At 60.0% G+C, this 23,248-nt stretch carries 25 protein-coding genes; 15 read left to right on the top strand and 10 right to left on the bottom strand.

Features of this window, described 5'->3' with window-relative positions:
• Both EOK75_RS11295 and greA read right to left on the bottom strand, forming a co-directional pair.
• Positions 1-996 (bottom strand): hypothetical protein, encoded by a 996-nt coding sequence (locus EOK75_RS11295; protein ID WP_137194049.1) that lies wholly within the window; start codon positions 994-996, stop codon positions 1-3.
• A gap of 24 nt (positions 997-1,020) precedes the next feature.
• Positions 1,021-1,491 carry a transcription elongation factor GreA gene (greA, locus tag EOK75_RS11290; protein WP_168199214.1) on the bottom strand — a complete coding sequence of 157 codons (471 nt, stop codon included), beginning with the start codon at positions 1,489-1,491 and terminating at the stop codon, positions 1,021-1,023.
• Positions 1,492-1,757: 266 nt separating this feature from the next.
• Here greA and EOK75_RS11285 point away from each other — a divergent pair, with 266 nt between their 5' ends.
• The 3 genes from EOK75_RS11285 to EOK75_RS11275 all read left to right on the top strand — a co-directional run bounded on the left by EOK75_RS11285 (position 1,758) and on the right by EOK75_RS11275 (position 6,058).
• A complete protein-coding gene (locus EOK75_RS11285) occupies positions 1,758-3,407 on the top strand; it encodes an electron transfer flavoprotein-ubiquinone oxidoreductase (protein ID WP_137194048.1) in 1,650 nt (549 codons plus the stop codon).
• 142 nt (positions 3,408-3,549) lie between these two features.
• Entirely contained in the window at positions 3,550-5,244 is a 1,695-nt protein-coding gene (locus EOK75_RS11280) for a tetratricopeptide repeat protein (RefSeq protein ID WP_137194047.1), read from the top strand.
• Positions 5,234-6,058, top strand: a complete 825-nt coding sequence (locus EOK75_RS11275; RefSeq protein ID WP_137194046.1) for a 4-(cytidine 5'-diphospho)-2-C-methyl-D-erythritol kinase — start codon at positions 5,234-5,236, stop codon at positions 6,056-6,058. The genes EOK75_RS11280 and EOK75_RS11275 overlap by 11 nt, the downstream gene beginning before the upstream one ends.
• On the opposite strand, the gene EOK75_RS11270 is transcribed toward EOK75_RS11275, so the two are convergent.
• Positions 6,051-7,043: a polyprenyl synthetase family protein gene (locus EOK75_RS11270; protein ID WP_137194045.1), complete on the bottom strand. Its 993-nt coding sequence runs from the start codon at positions 7,041-7,043 to the stop codon at positions 6,051-6,053. The genes EOK75_RS11275 and EOK75_RS11270 overlap by 8 nt on opposite strands.
• 84 nt (positions 7,044-7,127) lie before the next feature.
• Between EOK75_RS11270 and EOK75_RS11265 the strand changes: the two genes are divergently transcribed.
• Together EOK75_RS11265 and EOK75_RS11260 are read left to right on the top strand one after the other, a co-directional pair.
• Positions 7,128-7,343 (top strand): putative signal transducing protein, encoded by a 216-nt coding sequence (locus EOK75_RS11265; protein WP_137194044.1) that lies wholly within the window; start codon positions 7,128-7,130, stop codon positions 7,341-7,343.
• A gap of 233 nt (positions 7,344-7,576) precedes the next feature.
• On the top strand, positions 7,577-7,741 hold the full coding sequence (locus EOK75_RS11260; RefSeq protein ID WP_137194043.1) for a YdcH family protein: 165 nt from the start codon (positions 7,577-7,579) through the stop codon (positions 7,739-7,741).
• Between the two features lie 29 nt (positions 7,742-7,770).
• Here the strand turns inward: EOK75_RS11260 and yddG are convergent, their stop codons facing one another.
• The 4 genes from yddG to EOK75_RS11240 all read right to left on the bottom strand — a co-directional run bounded on the left by yddG (position 7,771) and on the right by EOK75_RS11240 (position 11,716).
• The gene (gene yddG / locus EOK75_RS11255) at positions 7,771-8,634 is read right to left on the bottom strand and encodes an aromatic amino acid exporter YddG (protein ID WP_137194042.1); all 864 of its coding nucleotides are present in this window, start codon (positions 8,632-8,634) and stop codon (positions 7,771-7,773) included.
• A 98-nt stretch (positions 8,635-8,732) separates the two neighbouring features.
• Complete coding sequence (gene phbB / locus EOK75_RS11250) at positions 8,733-9,458, bottom strand: acetoacetyl-CoA reductase (RefSeq protein WP_137194041.1); 726 nt, start codon at positions 9,456-9,458, stop codon at positions 8,733-8,735.
• Between the two features lie 105 nt (positions 9,459-9,563).
• Positions 9,564-10,739, bottom strand: a complete 1,176-nt coding sequence (locus EOK75_RS11245) for an acetyl-CoA C-acetyltransferase (protein ID WP_137194040.1) — start codon at positions 10,737-10,739, stop codon at positions 9,564-9,566.
• Positions 10,740-10,897: 158 nt separating this feature from the next.
• Positions 10,898-11,716, bottom strand: coding sequence for an EAL domain-containing protein (locus tag EOK75_RS11240; RefSeq protein ID WP_137194039.1), 819 nt, complete (start codon positions 11,714-11,716; stop codon positions 10,898-10,900).
• Positions 11,717-11,850: 134 nt separating this feature from the next.
• Here EOK75_RS11240 and EOK75_RS11235 point away from each other — a divergent pair, with 134 nt between their 5' ends.
• On the top strand, positions 11,851-12,423 hold the full coding sequence (locus EOK75_RS11235) for a DNA-3-methyladenine glycosylase I (protein WP_137194038.1): 573 nt from the start codon (positions 11,851-11,853) through the stop codon (positions 12,421-12,423).
• Here EOK75_RS11235 and EOK75_RS11230 read toward each other — a convergent pair.
• Positions 12,420-12,974 carry a TlpA family protein disulfide reductase gene (locus EOK75_RS11230; protein ID WP_137194037.1) on the bottom strand — a complete coding sequence of 185 codons (555 nt, stop codon included), beginning with the start codon at positions 12,972-12,974 and terminating at the stop codon, positions 12,420-12,422. The two genes, EOK75_RS11235 and EOK75_RS11230, sit on opposite strands and share 4 nt — an antisense overlap.
• Before the next feature lie 27 nt (positions 12,975-13,001).
• On the opposite strand from EOK75_RS11230, the gene argH reads away from it, so the two are divergent.
• The 6 genes from argH (at position 13,002) to EOK75_RS11210 (ending at position 18,875) form a co-directional block, all read left to right on the top strand.
• Positions 13,002-14,423, top strand: coding sequence for an argininosuccinate lyase (gene argH, locus EOK75_RS11225; RefSeq protein ID WP_137194036.1), 1,422 nt, complete (start codon positions 13,002-13,004; stop codon positions 14,421-14,423).
• Positions 14,420-14,584 (top strand): hypothetical protein, encoded by a 165-nt coding sequence (locus EOK75_RS20830; RefSeq protein ID WP_168199213.1) that lies wholly within the window; start codon positions 14,420-14,422, stop codon positions 14,582-14,584. Before argH ends, EOK75_RS20830 begins: the two co-directional genes overlap by 4 nt.
• An 11-nt stretch (positions 14,585-14,595) precedes the next feature.
• Positions 14,596-14,718, top strand: a complete 123-nt coding sequence (locus EOK75_RS21580; RefSeq protein ID WP_276612513.1) for a hypothetical protein — start codon at positions 14,596-14,598, stop codon at positions 14,716-14,718.
• Entirely contained in the window at positions 14,718-15,032 is a 315-nt protein-coding gene (locus EOK75_RS11220) for a DUF2834 domain-containing protein (protein WP_137194035.1), read from the top strand. Before EOK75_RS21580 ends, EOK75_RS11220 begins: the two co-directional genes overlap by 1 nt.
• Before the next feature lie 106 nt (positions 15,033-15,138).
• A complete protein-coding gene (lysA, locus tag EOK75_RS11215; RefSeq protein ID WP_137194034.1) occupies positions 15,139-16,404 on the top strand; it encodes a diaminopimelate decarboxylase in 1,266 nt (421 codons plus the stop codon).
• 26 nt (positions 16,405-16,430) lie between these two features.
• A complete protein-coding gene (locus tag EOK75_RS11210) occupies positions 16,431-18,875 on the top strand; it encodes a DUF4175 domain-containing protein (RefSeq protein ID WP_137194033.1) in 2,445 nt (814 codons plus the stop codon).
• Between the two features lie 28 nt (positions 18,876-18,903).
• Here EOK75_RS11210 and EOK75_RS11205 read toward each other — a convergent pair whose 3' ends face one another.
• Positions 18,904-19,776 (bottom strand): zinc-ribbon domain-containing protein, encoded by an 873-nt coding sequence (locus tag EOK75_RS11205; RefSeq protein ID WP_240793965.1) that lies wholly within the window; start codon positions 19,774-19,776, stop codon positions 18,904-18,906.
• A gap of 155 nt (positions 19,777-19,931) precedes the next feature.
• Here EOK75_RS11205 and EOK75_RS11200 point away from each other — a divergent pair, with 155 nt between their 5' ends.
• The 3 genes from EOK75_RS11200 to EOK75_RS11190 are packed head-to-tail and all read left to right on the top strand — an operon-like array spanning position 19,932 to position 22,233.
• Positions 19,932-20,603 carry a cell division ATP-binding protein FtsE gene (locus EOK75_RS11200; protein WP_137194032.1) on the top strand — a complete coding sequence of 224 codons (672 nt, stop codon included), beginning with the start codon at positions 19,932-19,934 and terminating at the stop codon, positions 20,601-20,603.
• The gene (locus tag EOK75_RS11195) at positions 20,600-21,499 is read left to right on the top strand and encodes a cell division protein FtsX (RefSeq protein ID WP_137194031.1); all 900 of its coding nucleotides are present in this window, start codon (positions 20,600-20,602) and stop codon (positions 21,497-21,499) included. Before EOK75_RS11200 ends, EOK75_RS11195 begins: the two co-directional genes overlap by 4 nt.
• Positions 21,499-22,233: a lysophospholipid acyltransferase family protein gene (locus tag EOK75_RS11190; RefSeq protein WP_137194030.1), complete on the top strand. Its 735-nt coding sequence runs from the start codon at positions 21,499-21,501 to the stop codon at positions 22,231-22,233. Before EOK75_RS11195 ends, EOK75_RS11190 begins: the two co-directional genes overlap by 1 nt.
• Before the next feature lie 12 nt (positions 22,234-22,245).
• On the opposite strand, the gene EOK75_RS11185 is transcribed toward EOK75_RS11190, so the two are convergent.
• A complete protein-coding gene (locus EOK75_RS11185; protein WP_137194029.1) occupies positions 22,246-23,247 on the bottom strand; it encodes an LLM class flavin-dependent oxidoreductase in 1,002 nt (333 codons plus the stop codon).
• Position 23,248: the final 1 nt, after the last annotated feature.

The following is a 23,248-nucleotide window of genomic DNA, read 5'->3' as shown; positions in this document are numbered from 1 at the left end:
CTAGTCAAAGGTGCCCGTCACACGCCCCAACAGCATGAAGGCGCGGGCGGTGCGGGTTTCTGCCAGATCAGCCAATTCGGAATCCGTGGCGTTTTGTTCGAATTCTGCAAATGTCTTGTCAAAACTGCGCAGAAAATGATGTGCCGCGTCACGAAATATCGGATCTTCACGCATACGGGCCGATGAAAGCGCAAGGCTGCTGCGGTCCCTGATCCCCCCGAGAGAGGCAATTTCGCGGCCCCGCTCACCACTGGCAAAGCGGCGCCAAACCTCGGGGCGGCAACGCTCTGGTTTGAGGTCATCCATATAGATGCCCTCTTGGCTTAGCAGGGTCAGAACATCCTGCGCGGCACGGATAAGACGGGAGGTTTTGCGATCCTCCAGCGCCAAGCGCAGTGCGCGGAAACCGGCCTTATCCTCGGCGCTTTCGGGGAAATGCAGGGCGCGCACAAAATCACCCACCGAAAGCGGTGCGCGCAGATCCTCGGCGGGGGTGCCAAGTGCCAGCGCCGCCTGCTCATCACCCTGCACCTTGACCGGCATGGTCAATGCGGCCTTACGATCGGCCGATGGCACCGTCAGCGCGGTATCGCGGCGCGATGTGAACATCGCCAGCGCGCTTTCGGTCTTGCGCTGCGCGGCGGCGATTTCATCGAGCTTCTTTTCCAACATCGGTTTGGCGTTCGGATCTTGCGGCCTGCCTTCATAGGCGTGCTGCATCTGATCGACCGCAATGCGTAGCTGTCCCGCCTCGGCGCGCAAGCTGCGGATGGTGCGCGCCGTGATCACGATACCCCAAAGCAACGCAAGCGGCAAAAGCGCCACCAAAATCATCATCAAGAATGACAGCGGCCCCGTCAGCATGCTTTCGGGCGCAAGGCTAACCTGCGCGACAACCGTAATTACCCAGATCACGGCCAAACCTGCCGCCAGTTTTTCAAATGGCGCAGGGCCGGGATGATCTGTCGCAGGCATGGGGTTTGGCTGTCCGGTCATCGGTTTCTCTCGCTTTGCCAGATCCTAGATATATTTGATCGCAATCACTTCATAGCTGCGCTGACCGCCGGGGGTTTTCACCTCTGCGGTGTCGCCCTCATCCTTGCCAATCAAGGCGCGGGCCAAAGGCGAGCGGATGTTGAGCAAACCTTTTTCCAGATCTGCCTCCGGCTCACCCACAATCTGGTAGGTGCGCTCTTCATCGGTGTCTTCATCGACCAGCGTCACGGTGGCGCCGAATTTGATCGTACCCGTAAACTTTGACGGGTCAATCACATCGGCAAGCGACAGAATCGCTGCCAGCTCTTTTACGCGGCCCTCGATAAAGCTCTGCTTTTCACGGGCGGCGTGGTATTCGGCGTTTTCCGACAGATCGCCATGCTCGCGTGCTTCCGAAATCGCGCGGATCACGGCAGGACGTTCCACTGACTTCAACTGCTTCAACTCTTCGTCCAACGCGGTATAGCCCGCGCGTGTCATCGGAATTTTTTCCATTGGCCTACTCATAAAAGCAAGAAAGTCACAGCCGTTGCGGGCCATGACCTTGTTTCGGGTTTCTAATCGCTACCCAACAGCAGCCGTGCGGCAAATGCAAGCATTATGGCAGGGCTTGCGCAATGCTTCGCCGCTTCCTGTATGACTTTGCGACGATTTGATGCAGTTATGATTGAAACCACGGTCCGGCTGCGATAGCCATTCACGAAAGAAAATGTCGGATCAGCGCAGGGATGCGCCAGAATTGAAGCGAGGGGATAAGCCACATGGCCGAGATTGAGCGCGAAGCGATGGAATATGATGTTGTAATCGTGGGGGCTGGCCCTGCCGGCCTGTCAGCGGCAATCCGCCTCAAACAGCTTGATGCTGATCTGAATGTGGTTGTGTTGGAAAAAGGGTCCGAGGTTGGCGCGCATATCTTGTCGGGCGCGGTTTTGGACCCCAGCGGGCTGGACGCGCTGCTTCCCGATTGGCGCAACATGGGGTCCCCGATCAAAACGCCCGTTGCCGAGGATAATTTCTACATGCTGGGCGAAGGCGGGCAGGTTCGCATCCCGAACTGGCCAATGCCGCCTTTGATGAACAACCACGGTAATTTCATCGTCTCTATGGGCAATGTCTGCCGCTGGATGGCCGAGGTTGCCGAAGGGCTGGGCGTTGAGGTTTTCCCCGGCATGTCGTGCTCCGAACTGGTCTATGGCGACAAGGGTGAGGTTAAGGGCGTTGTGGCCGGCGAAATGGGGCTGTCTGCCGATGGCACCCCCGGCCCGAACTATGAACCGGGGATGGAGCTGCACGGCAAATATGTGTTCCTGTCCGAGGGCGTGCGCGGGTCATTGGCCAAAGAGGTGATTGCGAAATACGACCTCTCCAAAGGCAAGGAGCCGCAGAAATTCGGCCTTGGCATGAAAGAGATCTGGGAGATTGACCCTGCCAAGCACAAGCTGGGCACCGTCACCCATACGATGGGCTGGCCTTTGGGCAGCAATGCGGGCGGTGGCTCGTTTATCTATCACATCGAGGGCAATCAGGTTTACGTCGGCTTCGTCGTGCACCTGAACTACCGGAACCCGCATCTGTACCCCTACATGGAATTCCAGCGCTTCAAGCATCACCCCATGGTTGCCGAACTGCTGAAGGGTGGCAAACGCGTGGCTTATGGCGCGCGGGCGATCTCTGAGGGTGGCTGGCAGTCGATGCCCAAGATGGTCGCGCCCGGCGTGGCAATGCTGGGCTGTTCGGTGGGTATGGTCAACGTGCCGCGCATCAAGGGCAACCATAACGCCATGCTGTCGGGCAAGGCCGCAGCCGAGGCCGCCTTTGCCGCAATCGGTGCAGGCCGCGCCAGTGACGAGCTGACCGCCTATGAGGACGATGTGCGCGGTGGTGCAATCGGTGCCGACCTGAAAAAAGTGCGCAACGTCAAGCCGTTGTGGTCGAAGTTCGGGCTTGTCGCCTCATTGATGGGCGGGGGCTTGGATATGTGGACGAACACGATGGGCTTCCCGCTGTTCGGCACGCTTTCCCACGGCAAAACCGATGCGGCGGCGACCGGCAAGGCCAAGGATTTCGCGCCGATCGCCTATCCGAAACCCGATGGGGTTTTGTCGTTCGACCGGCTGACCAATGTGGCGTTTTCCTTCACCAACCACGAGGAATCGCAGCCCGTCCACCTCAAGCTTAAGGACCCGTCGATCCCGATTGCCGTCAACCTGCCCGAATATGCCGAACCGGCACAGCGTTACTGCCCGGCGGGTGTTTATGAGGTGGTGACCGAGGACGGCAAGGACCCGCGTTTTGTGATCAACTTCCAGAACTGCGTTCATTGCAAAACCTGCGACATCAAAGACCCGAGCCAGAATATCAACTGGACCACCCCGCAGGGTGGCGACGGCCCGAACTACCCCAATATGTAATGCCCAGGTCGCTAAGACTTGAGGCAATAGATATCTGACAATCACGCGAGGCGGGGGCAATCCCCGCCTTTCGCCGTTTTGGCGCATTGCCATGCCCCCCGCCAAGGATTAGCTTTGCGCAGAACCTGTTGGAGGCCTTTTGATGAAGTTTCGCCCCGTTATCGCCGTCTTGCTCGCCCTATCCGCGCAGCCCGCAATCGTGCAGGCCGAGAATATCGACAGCGGGGCCTATCTGGCGGCGCGTGTGGCGGGGGCAAGTGATGACTACCGCGAGGCGGCGCATTGGTTCACCCGCGCGCTTATCGCCTCCCCCCAAGATGTCTGGCTGATGGAGGGCGCGATTGCCGCCCAGCTGGGCGCTGGCAATATGGCGGCGGCCTTGGCCGTGGCGCAACAGCTGCAGTCAACCGGTGCAACATCGCCCACGGCCAATCTGGTCTTGATCGCGGATCAAGCCAAGCGCGGCGATTACGCGGCCCTGCAAGAAACCGCACAATCCGAAAACTCCGGCGCGCGCTTGCTGGACGGGCTGGTCAATGCCTGGGCAGAGCTTGGCGCCGGCAAAATGTCCGAAGCGCTGGCAGAGTTTGACACGCTTGCAAAGACCGACGGCATGCAAGCCTTTGGATTGTTTCACAAATCGCTGGCCCTCGCCTCGGTCGGGGACTACGAGACCGCCGAGAGCATCCTGTCTGGCGAGGCGGCAGGCACCATCAATGTGATGCGGCGCGGGGTTCTGGCGCATATCCAGATCCTGAGCCAGCTAGAGCGGAACGAGGATGCGATTGCCCTGCTGGACAAAGCCCTTGGCAATGACAGCGACCCCGAGCTTAAAGCCCTGCGCGCAAAACTGGTGGCAGGCGAGACGGTGCCATATGACATCGTGCGCAACGTCACCGACGGTCTGGGCGAGGTGTTCTTTACCCTTGCGCTGGCCCTGAACGGCGAGGCCTCGGATGCCTTTACCCTGCAATACGCCCGCGTTGCCGCCTACTTGCGCCCCGACCACAGCGAGGCGATCTTGCTGGCGGGAGCGATGCTGGAAAACCAGAAACAGTTTACGCTGGCAACCGAAGCCTATGCCGCTGTGCCTCAAACAGGCGGCAGCTTTCTGGCTGCTGAAATCGGCCGTGCGCGGGCATTGAAAGGCTCTGACAAGCTGGATGCGGCGCTTGAGGTGCTCAACACCCAAATCCGCGCCTATCCCGAACAGTTGCCCCTACGTCTGGCGCTTGCGGATATGCTGAGCGGTGCCAAACGTTGGGAAGAGGCCTCCGCCGCCTATGACGCCGCCGTGGACCTTATCCCCCAGCCACCCGTTGCCGGATATTGGGCGGTCTATTATTCCCGCGCCATCACGCTGGAACGCCAGAAGCTTTGGGATCGTGCCGAGGCGGATTTCCGTATGGCGCTTAGCTTGCAGCCCGAACAACCGCTGGTCTTGAACTACCTTGGCTACAGCTTTCTGGAGCGGGGGGAGAATTACGACGAGGCGCTGGAGATGATCGAGCGCGCTGTCATCCAGCGACCCGGCAGCGGCTATATCATCGACAGTCTGGCCTGGGGGTATTTCCTTGCCGGCCGCTATGAAGATGCAGTGATACCGATGGAACGCGCCTCGGTGCTGGAGCCGGTCGATGCGACCGTAACCGACCATTTGGGTGATGTGTACTGGGCCGTGGGCCGCAAGCTGGAGGCGAACTTCCAATGGCGGCGCGCGCTGTCCTTCAACCCCGAGGAAGAGCTTGCAACGCGTCTGCGCCGCAAGCTGGAGATCGGTCTTGATGCGGTTCTGGCCGAGGAAGGCGCAAAACCACTGGCGACCGATGATAACTGAGACGGCCCCTGCCAAGATCAACCTGACGCTGCATGTGACGGGGCAGCGATCAGACGGCTATCACCTGCTCGACAGTCTCGTGGTCTTTGCCGATATCGGCGACCAGATCACAGCATCCCCCGCAAGCGGCTTAAGCCTTAGGGTTGACGGCCCTTTTGCGGCGGGACTGGAAGGGGATGACAACCTTGTGCTGCAGGCTGCGCGGTTTCTAGGCCCGCAGCGCAAGGCCAGGATCACCCTAACGAAAAACCTGCCCGTGGCCTCTGGTATCGGGGGGGGATCGGCCGATGCGGCGGCAGCTTTGCGAGCGTTGTCGCGGCTGTGGGATGTCCCACTACCACAAGACGTGGCCGCTTTGGGTGCGGATGTTCCGGCCTGTGTGCATGGGAAACCCTTGCGTTTGCAAGGCATAGGGGACCGGATATCTCCCCTGCCAACCCTGCCCGCATTGGATATTCTTCTGGTCAATCCCGGGGTTAGCGTATCCACGCCCGCCATCTTCAAGGCCCTGACGCAAAAGGCACACCCGCCAATGCCCGAGGTGCTGCCCGATTGGCCCGACGCCGCGAATTTCGCGGGCTGGCTGGCCCGGCAGCGCAATGATCTTGCAGCCCCCGCCATGCAGCTTGCCCCTGAAATCGACGCGGTGCTGCACCGCTTGCGTGCAAGCAACTGTTTGTTTGCAGGGATGTCGGGATCGGGCGCGACGTGCTTTGCACTGTTTTTACCCGATGGCTACAGCGCCAAGGCCGCCCAAGCGCAGATTGCGGCTGAAACGCCCGACTGGTGGGCGGCGGCAGGTAAGGTCAATTGATCCGCGACACCACGTAATCCGCAAGGCCGGTCAGCATATCGCGCAAGGGATGTTCGGGCAGAACCTCCAGCGCCGTTTTGGCCTTTGCTACCCAGTCGAGCGCATCCTGACGGGCCGCATCCATCGCGCCGTGGCGGGCCATGATCGCCATCGCCTGCGCCAGATCGCCCTCTTGTTGCTTGCCTTTGGCGATGGTGCGCTGCCAAAAGGCGCGCTCCTCGTCATCGGCCAAGGCCACGGCCTTGATAACCGGCAGCGTCAGCTTGCGTTCACGGAAATCATCGCCCAGATTCTTGCCGGTCGCCTCGGTGCCGCCATAATCCAGCAGGTCGTCCACGATCTGAAAGGCAATGCCCAAGGCATCCCCATAGGCAAACAAAGCGCTGACCTGATCTTCGGATGCGCCTGCAATAACGCCGCCCACCTCCGTCGCCGCCGAGAAAAGAGCCGCCGTTTTGCCGCGGATCACTTGCAGATATGTGGCCTCGGTCGTGGCAAGATCCTGCGCTGCGGTCAGCTGTAGCACCTCGCCCTCTGCGATCGTCGCCGATGCATTGGCCAAAATATCCAGCACCCGCAAAGAGCCGGTCTCCACCATCAACTGAAAGCTGCGCGACAAAAGGTAATCGCCGACCAGAACCGAGGATTTGTTATCCCACAACAGGTTGGCAGTGGGCCGCCCGCGCCGTTGCGCGCTTTCGTCCACCACATCATCATGTAACAAAGTCGCGGTATGGATAAATTCCACCGTCGCCGCCAGATGTACATGATACGGCCCGTCATAACCGCACAGACGTGCCGCAGCCAAAGTCAGCATCGGGCGCAAACGCTTGCCGCCCGCCTCTACCAGATGGGCCGTCACCTCAGGGATGCGTGGCGCATGCTCAGATGCCATGCGGGTGCGGATAAGCGCATTCACCTCCGCCATATCCGCCGCCAGCCATGCGGCCAACTGATCTTGCGGCTTCAACACATCCCGATCCATCTTCCACTCCGCCTTTATTCCGGTCTCGCCAACAGCTTGATCAACGACCTCGACAGTTCACGGCCTAACGGCTATGTCGGAGGTATGAAAGAGCTTTTACGCACCACTGACCCCACGATCATCCCATGGGCCACCGCCATCTTGCAGGGCGAAGGTATAGAGACGTTTGAACTGGACGTCCATATGAGCGTACTTGATGGTTCCATGGGAATCTTGCCCCGCCGGTTGATGGTCGGCGACAAGGATTTATTCATCGCGCGCGCCGTCCTTGCCGATAATAATATCCCGACAGGGCAGTGAAAAACAGCTGGCGGTGGTTGTGTGATCCGGGCGCGGCCTTTGCCATATTTCCCTCGATACGGCCTTTGCACGCGGCACAATGCCGCAAGCATCAGTGCACCCTGTCCCGCAGGAAATTCATAAGTTTCACTTAATTGTCAGCAATCCACCGCCGCAGGCCTCCGGTTTCTCGTGACAACGCATGCAAGTTGTGTTGCACTGATGTGACGGCAACCGATCTTAGGAGGATACAGATGACTATCGCTTCGCATTTGCAGGAATTGAACCGCAAGCATGAGAACCTTTCGTCTATGGTTGAAAAGGAACAACGTAGCCCCGCTACCAATACCCTGAAGATTGCCGAATTGAAAAAACAAAAGCTCAGGCTGAAAGAAGAAATTGCCCGTCTGGCGCAATAAGCCCCGCAGCGGTTTTTGAAAAAGCCGCCCTAACGCGCGGCGCTGGCGTAAGCCGCCAGTGCCGCGCCGGACGTGATAAGCACTGTGGCCAGTGCAAGTGACCACGTCGCCTCTGCCACCCCCGCAAGAACAAGCACCAGCGTAGACAGCAAGGGCGCCGCATAGGATGCCACGCCAAGAAGCTGTATATCGCCCTGCTTCATCCTCATATCCCAGGTAAAAAATGCGGCCCCCACCGACCCCAAACCCAATGCCAGAACCGATGCCCAACCCATTGCGCCCTCAGGCCAGACGCTCTGCTCCAACCCCAAATGGGCGAGCAGCGACAACACAGCGGTGGCAAGGCAAAAGACGGTGACGCTCTCGGTCGGGACCGCCCCGAAATAGCGCGAGGCGACTGAATAGCACGACCACGTCAGCGCGCATAAAAACGCTAGCCCCAACGCCGGGAGCGAGGCACCCGCCGCGCCGCCATCAGCCGTGACCACAATCACCCCAGCCCCGACCAATGCAATAACCGCGCCCAGAACATGGCCCTTACGCAAATTTTCGCCGGGCAAAAGCCCTGACAACAGCACAATAAACAGCGGCCAAAGATAGGCAATCAGCCCGGTAGAGGCATTGGGGCCCCAGCGAAACGCCGTGAAATAGAAGAAGTGATACCCGAAAAGCCCAAGCGTGCCAAAGGCATAGACCTTCCAGTCAACCTTAGCCAATACCCCCAGGCCCGCACCACGCACAGTCCAGACCAGACCAATCACCCCACCAATGCCAAAACACATCGCAGAAAGCAGGAACGGAGGCGTCGGAGCAGAACCGATGGTGAAAAGCGCCAGAAGCGCCCACATCAGAACCGCAGTAAACCCGATGGCCGTGGCCTTGTTGCGTGTCATCTTCGGGAACCTGCTTATCGCGTTGCGGGCCAAAATCTGGGCCATAATGAAAAAGGGGCCGACAAAATGCCAGCCCCTTGTCGTGTCAGGTAGCGGCGTTAGACGAAGTATTGCCCGCCATTCGCACTGATCGTGGAGCCGGTGATAAAGCCCGCATCATCCGAGGCAAGGAAAACCACACAGCGCGCAATCTCTTCCGGTTCCCCCAAACGCCCAACGGGGATTTGCGGGATAATCCGCTCTTTCAGAACTTTTTCGTCAATGGCGCGAACCATTTCGGTGCCGATATAGCCGGGGCAAATGGCATTCACAGTGATCCCCGCGCGCGCACCCTCTTGGGCCAGTGCTTTGGTCATCCCCAGATCCCCCGCCTTCGCGGCAGAGTAATTGGCCTGACCGGCCTGCCCTTTTTGGCCGTTAATGGACGAGATGTTGATAACACGGCCAAATTTCCGGTCGCGCATCCCGCCCCAAATGGGATGCGTCATGTTGAATACACCGGAAAGATTGGTGTCGATCACCTCTTTCCACTGCTGAGGCGTCATTTTGTGGAACATCGCATCGCGGGTGATGCCGGCGTTGTTAACCAGAACGGCAATCGGACCAAGCTCGGCCTCTACCTTGGCCAGACCGGCGGTGCAGGCGTCGTAATCGGCAACCGACCATTTGTAGGCTTTGATCCCGGTCTTTGCGGTGAACTGTGCCGCGGCCTCATCATTGCCCGCATAATTTGCAGCAACGGTATAGCCTGCAGCCTTAAGCGCGACCGAAATTGCAGCCCCGATCCCACGCGTTCCCCCAGTGACAACAGCAACCTTTGACATATGACCTCCTCCACATTGTTATTTTACCAAGTGTTATCCAGAAAGTGCATGGGGCGCAACAATGTTGCGCCCGTATTTTTACCATTATTAATGATTAAGCTGATGTTATGGCCGCTCAAGGCACATTGCAACGCCCATGCCGCCACCGATGCACAAAGTGGCAAGGCCCTTCTTCGCATCGCGCCGCTTCATCTCGAACAACAAGGTGTTCAGGATTCGCGCACCCGAAGCGCCAATCGGGTGACCAATCGCAATCGCCCCGCCGTTCACGTTCACAATGTCGAGGTTCCAGCCCATTTCTTTGTTCACAGCACAGGCCTGGGCCGCGAAGGCTTCATTCGCCTCGACGAGATCAAGATCGGACGCCGACCAGCCAGCCTTGTCCAATGCCTTGCGGCTGGCGTAAATCGGACCAGCGCCCATGATCGCCGGATCAAGACCCGCCGTGGCATAAGACGCGATTCGGGCCAGCGGTGTCAGGCCGCGTTTCTTTGCCTCTTCTTCCGTCATCAGCAAAACAGCAGCAGCGCCATCATTAAGACCCGACGCATTTGCTGCCGTCACGCTGCCATCCTTGGTGAAGGCTGGGCGCAGCTTTTGCATGGCCTCGATCGTTGCGCCGTGACGGATATATTCATCGGCATCAACGACGGTATCGCCCTTGCGGCCCTTGATGGTGAAGGGAACAATCTCATCCTTGAAGCGCCCCTCTTTTTGCGCGGCTTCGGCCTTATTCTGGCTGGCCACAGCAAAGACGTCTTGCTCTGCACGGTCAATTTCCCACTTACCGGCAACATTTTCGGCGGTCTGCCCCATGTGGTAATTGTTGAACGCGTCCCACAGACCGTCTTTGATCATGCTGTCGATGAACTTCATATCGCCCATCTTTTGGCCTTGGCGCAGATTTGCGACATGGGGCGACATCGACATATTTTCCTGACCACCGGCAACCACGATGGACGCATCACCCAATTGGATATGCTGGGCTGCAAGCGCCACAGCCCGCAAGCCCGAACCGCACACCTGATTCAATGACCAGGCAGAGCTTTCTTGCGGCAAACCTGCAAGAATATGCGCCTGACGCGCCGGGTTCTGGCCCTGACCCGCAGTCAGAACCTGCCCCAAAATAGTTTCATCCACATCAGCTTTGTCGATCCCTGCGCGGGCAACCACCTCTGCGATAACGGCGGCCCCCAACTCATGCGCGGGTGTGTTCGCGAACGCGCCATTAAAGCTGCCTACGGCAGTGCGTGCTGCTGAAACGATTACAACATTGGTCATGCTTGATCCTTCCCCTGTGCCGGCCCGTTTGCCGGAATACCGACGAGGAATGCCCTCGCCGCCCTGCAGCATGGCTAAGGCCAAACCTGCCCAAAAGCAAGGTTTTCACGTAAGGGAATGGATATGCCGGGTTTTGGGAAAGGAAATCCGGCTGCGCGCTATTTGGTGATCTCTTTCCATTTGGGACGCACTGTGGGCGCACCGAAAAGGTAACCCTGCATACAATCGATCCCTGCGGCCTGAAGCCATTCGGCATCTTCAACACTCTCGACCGATTCTGCGACTGTCAGCATTTCAAAGTGCTTCGCAATCGACATCAGCGCACGGGTAAGCGCCTGATTGTCCGGATCACGATGGATGTTGCGAATGAACTGCCCGTCGATTTTGACCACATCGAAAAAGAAATCCCGGAAATAGCGGAAAGCAGTCTGCCCGGCCCCGAAATCATCCAATGCAAAGGACACGCCAAAGGTTTGCAGGTCATCCATAAAGGCCACGACCAGTTCCGGCACCATCATGGCAGAGGTCTCGGTAATCTCCAGTATCAGCCGCTCGCCGATGGTATTGTCCGCCGCCAGCCCTTTGCGCAAAATCCGCATCCAGCGCGGATAGCCGACCGAGCGCGCCGACATATTCACCGACACCCGCACATGCGGGAAACGCGCGAGCGTGGTCAATCCGGCGTCAAGCGCCAAACAGTCGATCTGGCGCCCCAGTTCATCTGCCTCCACCGCATGGATGAAATCCTTTGCAGGGATCACACGGCCCGTCGGGTCAATCACCCGCACCAATCCTTCATAAAAGGCAGTGCGTGAGGGATCCGACCCTAACACCACTGGCTGATAGGCAAGGCGGATACGTTTTTCATGTATGGCTTGGCGCACCATATCCATCGTATCCGCGTCACGCGCCGCAACGACAGCCGCAAGCGGGCTTTCATCTTCGATCTGCCGATCTATCCGTGAAATTAGTGCCATATCTATACCTCAGCTACCGGGCGGAAATCCCCTGTTCAGCCGTCACAATGCCGCCTTTAAAGTAAAGGGCTGGTAAAAATTCGCGGTTTGTTCCAATTTTAGACAAATTCCGCTCCCCTAACGAAAGCACCCCAATGACCAGTTGCACATGGCCCGGCACCGACCCGATGTATCTTGCCTATCACGATACCGAATGGGGCGTGCCTGAATGGGACAGCCGCGCGCTGTGGGAAAAACTCATCCTTGACGGGTTTCAGGCGGGGTTGTCGTGGATCACGATTCTGCGCAAGCGCGACGCCTTTCGTGAGGCGTTTGCAGGTTTTCACCCCGAGATCATCGCCGAATGGGGCGAAGAGGATGTGCTGCGGCTTTTGGCCAATCCCGGCATCGTGCGTCACCGTGGCAAGATTGAGGGCACAATTAAATCCGCCCGCGCCTACCTGAAGATCGAGGCGGAAACGGGGTTTGCCAAATGGATGTGGGCCTATGTCGACAGCACCCCGATCCAGAACCGGTGGCAGAGCATGGCCGAGGTGCCGGGCTTTACGCCGCTGTCCACGCAGCTTTCAAAGGATTTGAAAAAGGCAGGCTTCACCTTTTGCGGCCCGACCATCGTTTATGCCTTCATGCAGGCGACGGGGATGGTGAATGACCATGTCCTCGGCTGCCCTTGCCACGAACAGGTGGCGGCAATGGCGCGCCCTTAATCTTGCGTGAGCGCCGCCAGCATGGCCCGCACATCCGCGCTGTCCCATTCCGCATCGCCGATCAACCGCGCGACCTCCTCCCCCTCGGGGTTGAGGATCACGGTCAGCGGCAGGCCAAACACGCCCATCTGCCGCGCCAATTTTGATTTCGGGTCAAGCAGGACCGGTAGGTTTTCCACGCCAATCTCGGCAAAAAACCGCTTTACGGCAGGGGGCGGGTTGCGTCCTGTCGCCACTGTCACAACATCCACGCCGCTTTCCGCCGAACTTGCGGCCAGACGTTCAAGGCTTGGCATCTCATGGCGGCAAGGCGCGCACCATGTCGCCCAAAAGTTCAAGACAACCCAACGGCCACCCCATTCCGCCAGCGACCTGTCAGCCCCGTCAAGATCCTGCATCCCCATATCCGGCAGGGGTTTAGCGGCATCATGAAAGGCCAGTTTACGCATATCGCCCGCAAGCACCGCCTGCGCCGCCACAACATCGGCCTGCGCCATGTTTGCACCAAGCATCAAGCCGGTATAAAGACAAAATAACATCTTCCGCAGCATAGTCTCTTCCCCTCAAAGGCAGGCCCCATGACCCAATCTTCCAAACCCGCAAATTCCCCCGCAAACGCCCCTGCGAATGCCATGTGGGGCGGCCGCTTTGAAGGCGGCAATGACGCGATCATGCAAGCGATCAACGCCTCTATCGGGTTTGACCGCCGTCTGGCCGCGCAAGATATTGCAGGCTCTCGTGCCCATGCGGCAATGTTGGCGGCACAGGGTATCGTGACTTCTAGTGATGCCGAGGCGATCCGTGAAGGCCTTCTCACGGTGTTGTCAGAGATCGAGGGCGGAAATTTCCCCTATCGGGTCGAGCTGGAAGATATCCACATGAATGTGGAGGCCCGCCTGAAGGAGATCATCGGAGAGCCTGCGGGCCGCCTTCACACGGGGCGTTCGCGCAACGATCAGGTGGCGCTCGATTTCCGCCTGTGGGTGCGCGATCAATGTGATGCCGCGATTACAGGGCTTGAAGCGCTGATGAAGGCGTTTCTGGCGCAGGCCGAGGCCGGCGCCGATTGGGTGATGCCCGGCTTTACCCATCTGCAAACCGCGCAGCCGGTGACTTGGGGGCATCATATGCTGGCCTATGTCGAAATGTTCGCGCGTGACCGCTCGCGGTTTATCGACGCACGCGCGCGGATGAACGAATGCCCCTTGGGCGCCGCCGCCCTTGCAGGCACCTCTTTCCCGATTGACCGTGATGCCACCGCCGCCGCTTTGGGCTTTGACCGCCCCACGGCCAACAGCCTTGATTCGGTCTCGGATCGCGATTTCGCGCTGGAGTTCCTGTCGGCATCGTCGATCTGTGCGATGCACCTGTCGCGCTTTGCCGAAGAACTGGTAATATGGTCCTCATCCCAGTTCCGCTTTGTGAAACTGTCGGACAAATGGACGACCGGTTCGTCGATCATGCCGCAAAAGAAAAACCCCGACGCGGCAGAGCTGTTGCGTTCCAAGCTGGGGCGGATTTTGGGGGCCACGGTGGCGCTGTTCACAATCATGAAGGGGCTGGCGCTGACCTATTCCAAGGACATGCAGGAAGATAAGGAACAAACCTTTGACGCCGCCGATAGCCTGATGTTGGGCCTTGCCGCGATGACCGGCATGGTCAGCGATATGGAGGCGTTGCGCGACAACCTCAAAACCGCCGCCGCCTCGGGGTTTTCCACCGCGACGGATCTGGCCGACTGGCTGGTGCGCGAGCTGGGCATGCCCTTCCGCGACGCGCATCACGTCACCGGCAGCCTTGTGGCCATGGCCGAAAAAGCAGGGATCGACCTGCCCGACCTGACGTTGGAGCAGATGCAATCGGTACATGAGGGTATCCGCAAGGACGTGTTTGACGTGCTAGGCGTGGATAATTCCGTGCGCAGCCGGATGTCCTATGGCGGCACCGCGCCCGAACAGGTGCGCGCGCAGGTTGCCCGCTGGCAAGAGCAGCTGGCATGAGGCTTTTGCCCCTCATATTGCTGGCCCCGTTTCTTCTGGGCCTGACCGCCTGCACCGATCCCGGCATTTACGCCGGGGTTGGCATCGGCCCCAATGGTGTCAGCGTAACGCCTGTCGCCACCGCCCGCGTCGGCGGCGCGCGCGTTTCCATCCGCCCCTAAAAGGAAACCCAATGCGCATCCTCTCTGCTTTGCTTGTCACCCTTATCCTTGCCGCCTGTGGCGCCGATGGCGCGCCAACCGCGCCCGCCCCCAACGCCTCGCAGGACGCGCGTATCGGCGTGATATTCAAGTAATGTCGCCCCTGCGCATGATCTATCTGGCGCTGGCGGTTTGGGGCGCGCTGCACCCGATGTATTGGTTCGTCGTCCATATGCGGGAAACAGGTGGTGGGCTGCGCGGCTTGATTGATGCGTGGTACGTGAATGCCGCAACCACGGGGCTTGCGTGGGATCTGACGATTACGGCAGTCGCGCTTACCCTATGGATTCTGGCGGAAACCTTGGCGCGCCGCAACTGGCTGGCCCTGATCGCCATTCCGGCAAGTTTTTGCATCGGGCTGTCTTGCGGGCTGCCGCTTTACCTTTTCCTGCGCACGCGCGCGCCATAAGCGGCCCCGAAAATACCCGAAATCTGCCGCCGCCCAAGTGCGTGGCTTTTCCTTGGCTTTCCATTCGTGGTAGAGACATAAAACGCAAGCAGCCAAAGGGCCTGGGATGGATCATTTTCTCTATAAAAACGGCGTATTGCATGCCGAAGACGTGGCTCTTTCCGATATTGGGGCGCAGGTGGGCACACCGTTTTACTGCTATTCCACGGCCACGCTGACCCGCCATTACCAACTCTTTACCGAGGCGCTTTCCCCCCTGCCCCATCTGGTGTGCTTTGCGATCAAATCGCTGTCCAATCTGGCGGTGCTGAAAACGCTCGCCGATCTGGGCGCGGGGATGGATGTCGTGTCCGCCGGTGAATATCTGCGGGCAAAAGCAGCTGGCGTGCCGGGCGAGCGGATCGTCTTTTCCGGCGTTGGCAAAACCCGCGAGGAAATGCATCTGGCGCTGACAGGCGGTATCCGCCAATTCAACGTCGAATCGGAACCTGAAATGCGCGCCCTGTCGCAGGTGGCGCATGGCCTTGGCCTAATCGCACCCATCACCATCCGCGTGAACCCCGATGTTGATGCGAAAACCCATGAGAAAATCTCTACCGGCAAGAAGGGCGACAAATTCGGCATCCCGATTTCGCGCGCGCGCGAAGTTTACGCCGAGGCCGCCGCCCTTCCCGGCCTGGAGGTGGTCGGCATCGACGTGCATATCGGCAGCCAGCTGACCGCACTGGAACCCTTTGAGGCGGCCTATCTGAAGGTGGCCGAGCTGACCCGCGCCCTGCGCGCTGATGGCCATAACATCCGGCGGCTCGACCTTGGCGGCGGTTTGGGCATCCCCTATGCGCGCGACAATTCCGCGCCCCCCTTGCCGATGGATTACGGCGCGATGGTCAAGCGCACCGTGGGTGATCTGGGCTGTGAGATTGAAATCGAACCCGGTCGCCTGATTTCCGGCAATGCGGGGATTTTGGTCAGCTCTGTGATCTATGTGAAAGAGGGCGAGGACCGCGACTTCCTGATCATTGATGCCGCGATGAATGACCTGATTCGTCCCGCAATGTATGGCGCGCATCACGATATCATCCCGCTGAACGAAGCCGAGGCCGGCGCCGAACAGCGCGCCTTTGATATCGTCGGCCCGATCTGCGAATCGGGCGATACATTTGCCAAGGGCCGCAACATGCCCGCCGTGACCGAGGGCGCGTTGATCGCCTTCCGCTCAGCGGGGGCTTATGGCGCGGTAATGGCCTCGGAATATAATTCACGCCCTCTGGTGCCCGAGGTTTTGGTGCGTGGCGATCACTTTGCGGTCATCCGTGCGCGTCCGACATTTGACGAAATGCTTTCCCGCGATACCATACCCGAATGGTTGTGATCCTCACGGCCCGAAAGTTTAGGTAAATGACGCAGACGCCAGATGATATTGGGTCCCGGCTAAAGCGCCCCGTAACGCTGACCCTCGCGGGCCTGTGGGCAGAGCGGCTGATCCAGAATTTCTGGACGGTCTGGACGGTCTTTATCATCGTGCTGGCCGTGCTGGCATTCGGTGTGCAGGACGTGGCCCCGCTTTGGGCGGTTTGGGGCGGGCTTGGCGTCGCGGGTATTATTGCCATCGCAGCACTTTGGCGCGGCATACGCACGTTTTCACGCCCGACACATCAAGATGCGCTGAGCCGGCTTGATGCCACGCTGCCCGGACGCCCCATTGCCAGCCTTTCCGATGCCCAAGCAATCGGCGCGGGTGACAGCGGATCGCAGGCGGTTTGGGCCGCGCACCAAGCGCGCATGGCCCGCGCTGCCGCCAAGGCCCGCGCCGTGGCCCCCGATTTGCGGCTGGCCACGCGTGATGTCTTTGGCCTGCGCTACATCGCGCTGACCGCGCTGGTGATCGCGCTGATGTTTGGATCGCTTTGGCGCATTGCCTCGATCAGCGGGCTTGGCCCCACCGATGCCCAAACCCTTGCCAATGGCCCCAGCTGGGAAGGCTGGGTCCAGCCGCCGCCCTATACCGGCAAGCCGACGCTTTACCTTAACGACATTGACCGCACCGGATTTGAGGTGCCCATCGGCAGCCGCATCCAGTTGCGGTTTTACGGCGAGGTGGGCGCGCTAAGCCTGTCCGAGACCGTCTCGGCGGGCCCCCCACCGGCCGATGAACCCGCAAATCTGCGCGATTTTGAGGTTGCGCAAAGCGGGGCAGTCACCATCTCTGGCCCAGCCGGGCGCACATGGGCGATAACCGCCACCCCCGACACCCCCCCAAGCATCAGCGCCGAGGGCGATTTGACCCGTGAGGCCGACGGACGCTTGAAAATGCCCTTCTCGGCCAAGGATGATTTTGGCGTGACCGCAGGCCAGGCCGTGATTGCACTGGATATGACTGCTGTGGATCGCCGCTACGGGCTGGCCGCAGCGCCCGAAGATACCGATCCCATTACCGTTGATCTGCCTTTGCCGATCTCGGGTCAGCGCAGCGATTTTACCGAAACACTGGTGGAGGATCTGTCGAAGCATGTGTTTGCCAATTTGCCCGTCACCATCACGCTTTCGGCCAGCGATGCCCCCGGTCAGACCGGAACTGCGCCGCCGCTTTCCGTTACCCTGCCTGGCAAACGTTTCTTTGATCCGCTTGCGGCGGCCGTAGTAGAGATGCGGCGCGATCTGCTTTGGTCACGCCGCAATGCCCCGCGCACGGTGCAAATCTTCAAGGCGATCACCCACCGGCCAGAGGGGCTTTTTCGCAATGAGCAAGCCTATTTGCGTCTGCGCGTTGCCCTGCGGCGGCTTGAAGCGGATGCCGGAAATTTGTCCACAGAGGTCCGCGATGAACTGGCCGATGCCTTTTGGGATATTGCCCTGCTGATCGAGGAAGGTGACCTGCAATCCGCCCGCGAACGCCTAAAACGCGCGCAGGATATGCTAGATGAAGCGATTCGCAACGGTGCCGACCCCGCCGAGATCGAAGAGCTGATGCAAGAGCTGCGCGAAGCCATGGACGACTACATGCGCCTGCTGGCCGAGGAAGCGGAGCGCAACCCCGATGGCGCCGCCGCGGATGAGCAAAACTCCATGGAGATGACCGGCGACCAGCTTTCCGAAATGCTGGCAGAGCTGCAAAAGCTGCTGGAAGAAGGCCGGATGGAAGAGGCCGCCGAGCTGATGGAGATGCTACGGCAGCTGATGGAAAACATGCAGGTCACGCAAGGACAGGGCGGCCAAGGTGGTGGCCCCGGCCAGCAGGCCATGAAAAACCTTGGCGATGCGATGCGCGACCAGCAAGACCTGTCAGATGACAGTTTTTCTGAATTGCAAAATCCCGATGGGGATCCCTCTCAGGACGGGGATGAAGGGCTTGCCGAGCGGCAGCGCGATTTGCGCAAACGTCTTGGGCTTTTGCGCGGTGGCCCCCTGCCCGGTGCAGGATCCGAGGCGGGCGAGGCTGGCAGGCAAGCGCTAGATGATGCCGCCCGCGCGATGCAAGATGCCGAACGTGCGCTGGAAGAGGGCGACCTGCCCGGTGCGCTGGACCGGCAAGCCGAAGCCATGCGCGACCTGCGTGACGGCATGCGCAATCTGGGCGAAGCACTGGCGCAGGATCGCCGCGAGGAAGGTGCTGATGGTCAGGGCGAAACCGTTGGCCGGGCAGAGCCCGGCTCTCCGCGTGATCCCTTGGGCCGAGAACAAGGCGAGGGTGCGCGCATTGGATCGGATCAGAACCTTCTGCAAGGCGATGACGTCTATCGCCGCGCGCAGGATTTGCTGGATGAGATTCGCCGCCGTCAGGGCGATCAATCACGCCCCGACAGCGAACGCGACTACCTGAAACGTCTCTTGGATCTGTATTGATCCCATAGAAAGACGTAAAAATAGTGCCTTAATTCGCGGATTGCGCACCGCCCAAGTTACGATCCAGCCAAAGCCGTGCACCATTCACGGCATCGACATAGGATTGCAGCGCGCTTTCGGCGGCGGGGAACTGCCCCATCAACTTTGGCGCGGCCATATATGTCACCAAAAGCAGGAAAGCGACCAAGAGGATCAAGAAAAACCCACTGCGGAATGCTGCCTTTGAATGCTCGGCATCAGGTGCGGCGTCTTGGGAAAGATCGTCCGCCTCGCCATGACGGTCCTCACTGCTGGCGCGCAGGGTGGAGTTGATTTCTTCGATATCAGGCAAGAGATCGCGGCGTGCAGTCGGCTTTTCGGTATCATCAGGCGTAGGTTCGGGAACACGCAGGCGTGCCAGACGATCACGCACGGCCTTGGCGGCACCTGCTGTTTCCTCCAGCCCCAGATCGGGTTGAATTTCCAATGGTCGCGGCACCTCGGAACGGCGCACAGCTGCTTCGCGGTCGGCCTCTTCGCGCAGAACCGACAGCAGGCTATCATCCATACTACGCCGAGGCGCGGCGGGCGGAGGTGCAGGCGCATCCTCGGCTTCGGGCTCGTCCTCATCCTCTGCCAGCGGGGGGGGGCTTCCAAACGGCTGGGGTGCGGGAACCGGTTCGGGTTCCGGATCGGCCTCTTGCGGCGGCGCGACCGGTTGGGACGGGCGCACAGCTGCCTTGGGCGCCAAAGCCATCTCTTCCGCCTCGAAATCAATATCCAGAGGGCCTTGGAACCACGCATGACCGCAATCAGAGCATTGCACATCACGCCCGGAATCAGGGATTGCCCCCGCATCTACTTCATATTGCGCGCCGCAATTCGGGCAAACCAGCCTCATCTGCTTTTTCTCAGCCCCCATTACCGCTTTTCCTAACTCAGTTTGTAGACCCGAAGTCCGTTATATCCAAGCCTTTGCGAACAATTCGTTTACAAAATAGCGTTGAAACATTCCTGACACTGCGCGAAACTGTGCCGAATGCGTAACCCTTTGGTGCGCACAACCGAGGTACCTGCGTGATCGCATTTGAAAATGTCGCCTATTCCTATGGCGGGGGGGAGTTGTTGTCCGAGGTCAGCTTGCGGCTGGCACCGGGATCGTTCCACTTTCTGACGGGACCATCCGGCGCAGGCAAATCCACGCTGTTGAAGCTGTGCTATGCAGAACTGCTGCCGACGGCGGGACATATCACCCTTTTCGACCGCGATGTTCACGGGTTGGACCGCGATGAGGTCGCCATGCTGCGCCGTCGCATGGGTGTGGTGCATCAGGATTGCCAGTTTCTTGACCATCTGCCGCTGACAACCAACCTGACCCTGCCCGCAGCCGTATCGGGACGTCAGGCCGAGGCTGCCGACCTTAAGGATCTGCTCGACTGGGTTGGGCTGTCGCGCCTTGGTGATGCCTTGCCGCCGCAGCTTTCAGGCGGGGAACGGCAGCGTGCCGCATTGGCCCGCGCGGTCATTATGTCGCCAGATGTGGTGCTGGCGGATGAGCCGACGGGCAACCTCGACTGGGAAATGTCGCTGCGTCTGCTGACCCTGTTGGTAGAGCTGAACAAGATGGGCAAGACCATTCTGGTGGCGACGCATGACCTCAACCTGATCCGGGCCGCGAAACAGCAAATTCCGGCGCGAGTGCTGCGGATTGCCAAGCGGCGCTTGCAACTGGCGGGGGCAGATCTGTGAAGCTTTCCGCGATCACCGATATCCTGCGCGGCGACAAACAGGCCGACCGTGTGGTGCCGCCTTCGGGTCATACCGCATGGCTGACCAGCTTTACCGCCGCGGCCATGACCTTTCTGGCGGTATTCGCGCTGGCACTATCGCTGGCCACCGGACGCTTGGCCGATCGCTGGAGTGATGCACTGGCCCGCAGCGCCACGGTGCGCATTTCCGCACCTGTCGGGCAGCTGGATGCGCAGACCCGAGCCGTGCTGGATGTGCTGGCCACGACCCCCGGCATCGCCCGCGCCCGCGCAATGGACGACGCCGAGCAACGCGCCCTGCTGGAACCGTGGTTCGGCCCCGACCTGCCGCTTGACGCGCTGCCCATCCCGAGGCTGATAGAGGTCACCGAAAGCCGCGAGGGCTATGACAGCGAGGGATTGCGCCAACGTCTGGCGGCCGAGGCCCCCGGTGCGGTGCTTGATGACCACACCCGCTGGCGCAGACCTTTGGCGGTGGCGGCGGGACGGTTGCGGCTTTTGGGTGTGACCTCGATCTTGCTGATCGGCGGGGCAATGGCGGCGATGATCACCTTGGCCGCAAATGCATCGCTGGCGGCAAATTCCCAAGTGATCCGGGTGTTGCGGCTGGTGGGGGCAAGGGACGCCTATATCGTGCGCGCCTTTGTGCGGCGTTTTACCCTGCGCGCGCTGGCGGGATCGGTTGTGGGGGCGGTGCTGGGGATGGTCGGTGTGGCCTTTCTGCCTGCCGCTGATATGGCGGGCGGGTTCCTGACGGGGCTAGGCTTTCAGGGGGCGGGATGGCTTTGGCCGTTTCTTCTGCCGCTGCTCGCCGCTATGGTGGCCTTCTTTGCCACCCGATTTGCCGCTTTTCGTAAACTCAAGGAACTGACCTGATGCGCTATGCCCTGCAATGGCTGCTTTCGTTGATCTTCATCGTGCAGATGTATATCGCCTTGTTTGTGGTAGGTATTTTGTACCTGCCCTATGCGATTGTCTCGCGCAAAGGTGCGCTGGCGGGCTGTCATGCCTTTGCTGCTTGGGTGATGTTTTCGCTGCGGTGGCTAACGGGGATGCGCACCGAGGTTCGCGGCACACCGCCCACCCATGCCGCACTTGTCGCGGCCAAGCATCAGAGCTTTCTAGATGTCTTGATGATTTTTCATGCCATGCCACGCGGCCGGTTCATCATGAAACGGGAATTGATGTATGCGCCGGTGGTCGGCTGGTTCGGACTGCGCATCGGCTGCGTTCCGGTGGACCGGGGCAAACGCGGGGCGGCAATTATGAAGATGATGGCAGATGTGAAATCCGGCGTGCAACAGGCCGGGCAGTTGATCATCTATAGCCAAGGCACCCGCATCGCCCCCGGCGTCAAGGCGCCCTACAAGGCTGGGACTGCGGCGTTATACGCCCAGCTCGCGCAGGATTGCGTGCCGGTTGCGACCAATGTCGGGGTGCTCTGGCCCAAACACGGCATCATGCGCAAGCGTGGCGTCGCCGTGGTGGAATTCTTGCCGACCATTCCGCCGGGCCTGCCAAAGCCCGAGTTTATGGAAAGGTTGGAACGTGAGGTGGAGGCGGCATCCGATGCCCTGATGGCCGAGGCGGGATTTACCGCCCCGACCTGAAAGAGGGTCGTGTTACGCCGCCCCCGCGCACAGATCCGATAAAACATCTGCCGCGATCTGGAATGAGCGTATCCGCGCCGCGCTATCATGGATCATCCCTGTCACCATAATCTCATCCGGTTGATGGGTGTCGATCAAGCGGCCCAGCTGCTCTTTTACCGTTGCCGCTGATCCGGTCGCCGAACACGATAGCGCCTGCTTGACCCCCGCCATAACCTGCGGGGAGATTTGGGCGGCAAGATCATCTGTCGGATAGGGCAACTTGCCCGGTTTGCCAGTACGCAGTCTTGCAAAGGCAAGGAATTGCGAGGAGCGCAGGTAATCCGCCTCGGCATCCGTTTGCGCCGCACAGACACCCGCCGCCATCATCGCATAGGGGCGGTCCAGATGCGCGGACGGCTGAAACGACGACCGGTAAATCGCCAAAGCCTCGGCCAGCATGTCGGGTGCGAAATGTGAGGCGAATGCATAGGGCAACCCCAGATAGGCCGCCAATTGCGCGCCGTAAAGGCTGGACCCAAGTATCCAGACCGGCACATGCGTCCCCGCCCCCGGAATGGCGCGCACAGGCGCATTGTCGGGCATGTCCCCCAGATAGGCGATAAGCTCCTGCACATCTTGTGGAAAGCTGTCCTCGGGCGCCATATGGCGGCGCAGCGCGCGGGCGGTCGCCATATCGGTTCCGGGTGCGCGCCCGAGGCCAAGGTCGATTCGGTCGGGGTAAAGCGTGGCCAGCGTGCCAAACTGTTCGGCCACAACCAAAGGTGCGTGATTGGGCAGCATGATACCGCCTGCGCCAATACGCATCGTCTTGGTAGCGCCCGCCACATGGCCGATCACCACGGAGGTCGCCGCACTGGCGATGCCGGGCATATTGTGATGCTCTGCCAGCCAAAAGCGGTGATAACCGGCGGCCTCGGCGGCGCGGGCCAGATCCACCGTGTTGGACAGGGCAGCGGCAGCGGTTTCACCTTCGGGAATAGGCGATAGATCGAGCAGTGAGAATTTTTGCATA

It is taken from the genome of Pseudorhodobacter turbinis (assembly GCF_005234135.1).
Classification (GTDB): Bacteria; Pseudomonadota; Alphaproteobacteria; order Rhodobacterales; family Rhodobacteraceae; genus Pseudorhodobacter; species Pseudorhodobacter turbinis.
Note: the sequence above shows the minus strand (reverse complement) of the source record. Positions and strands in the feature narration are given on the sequence as shown.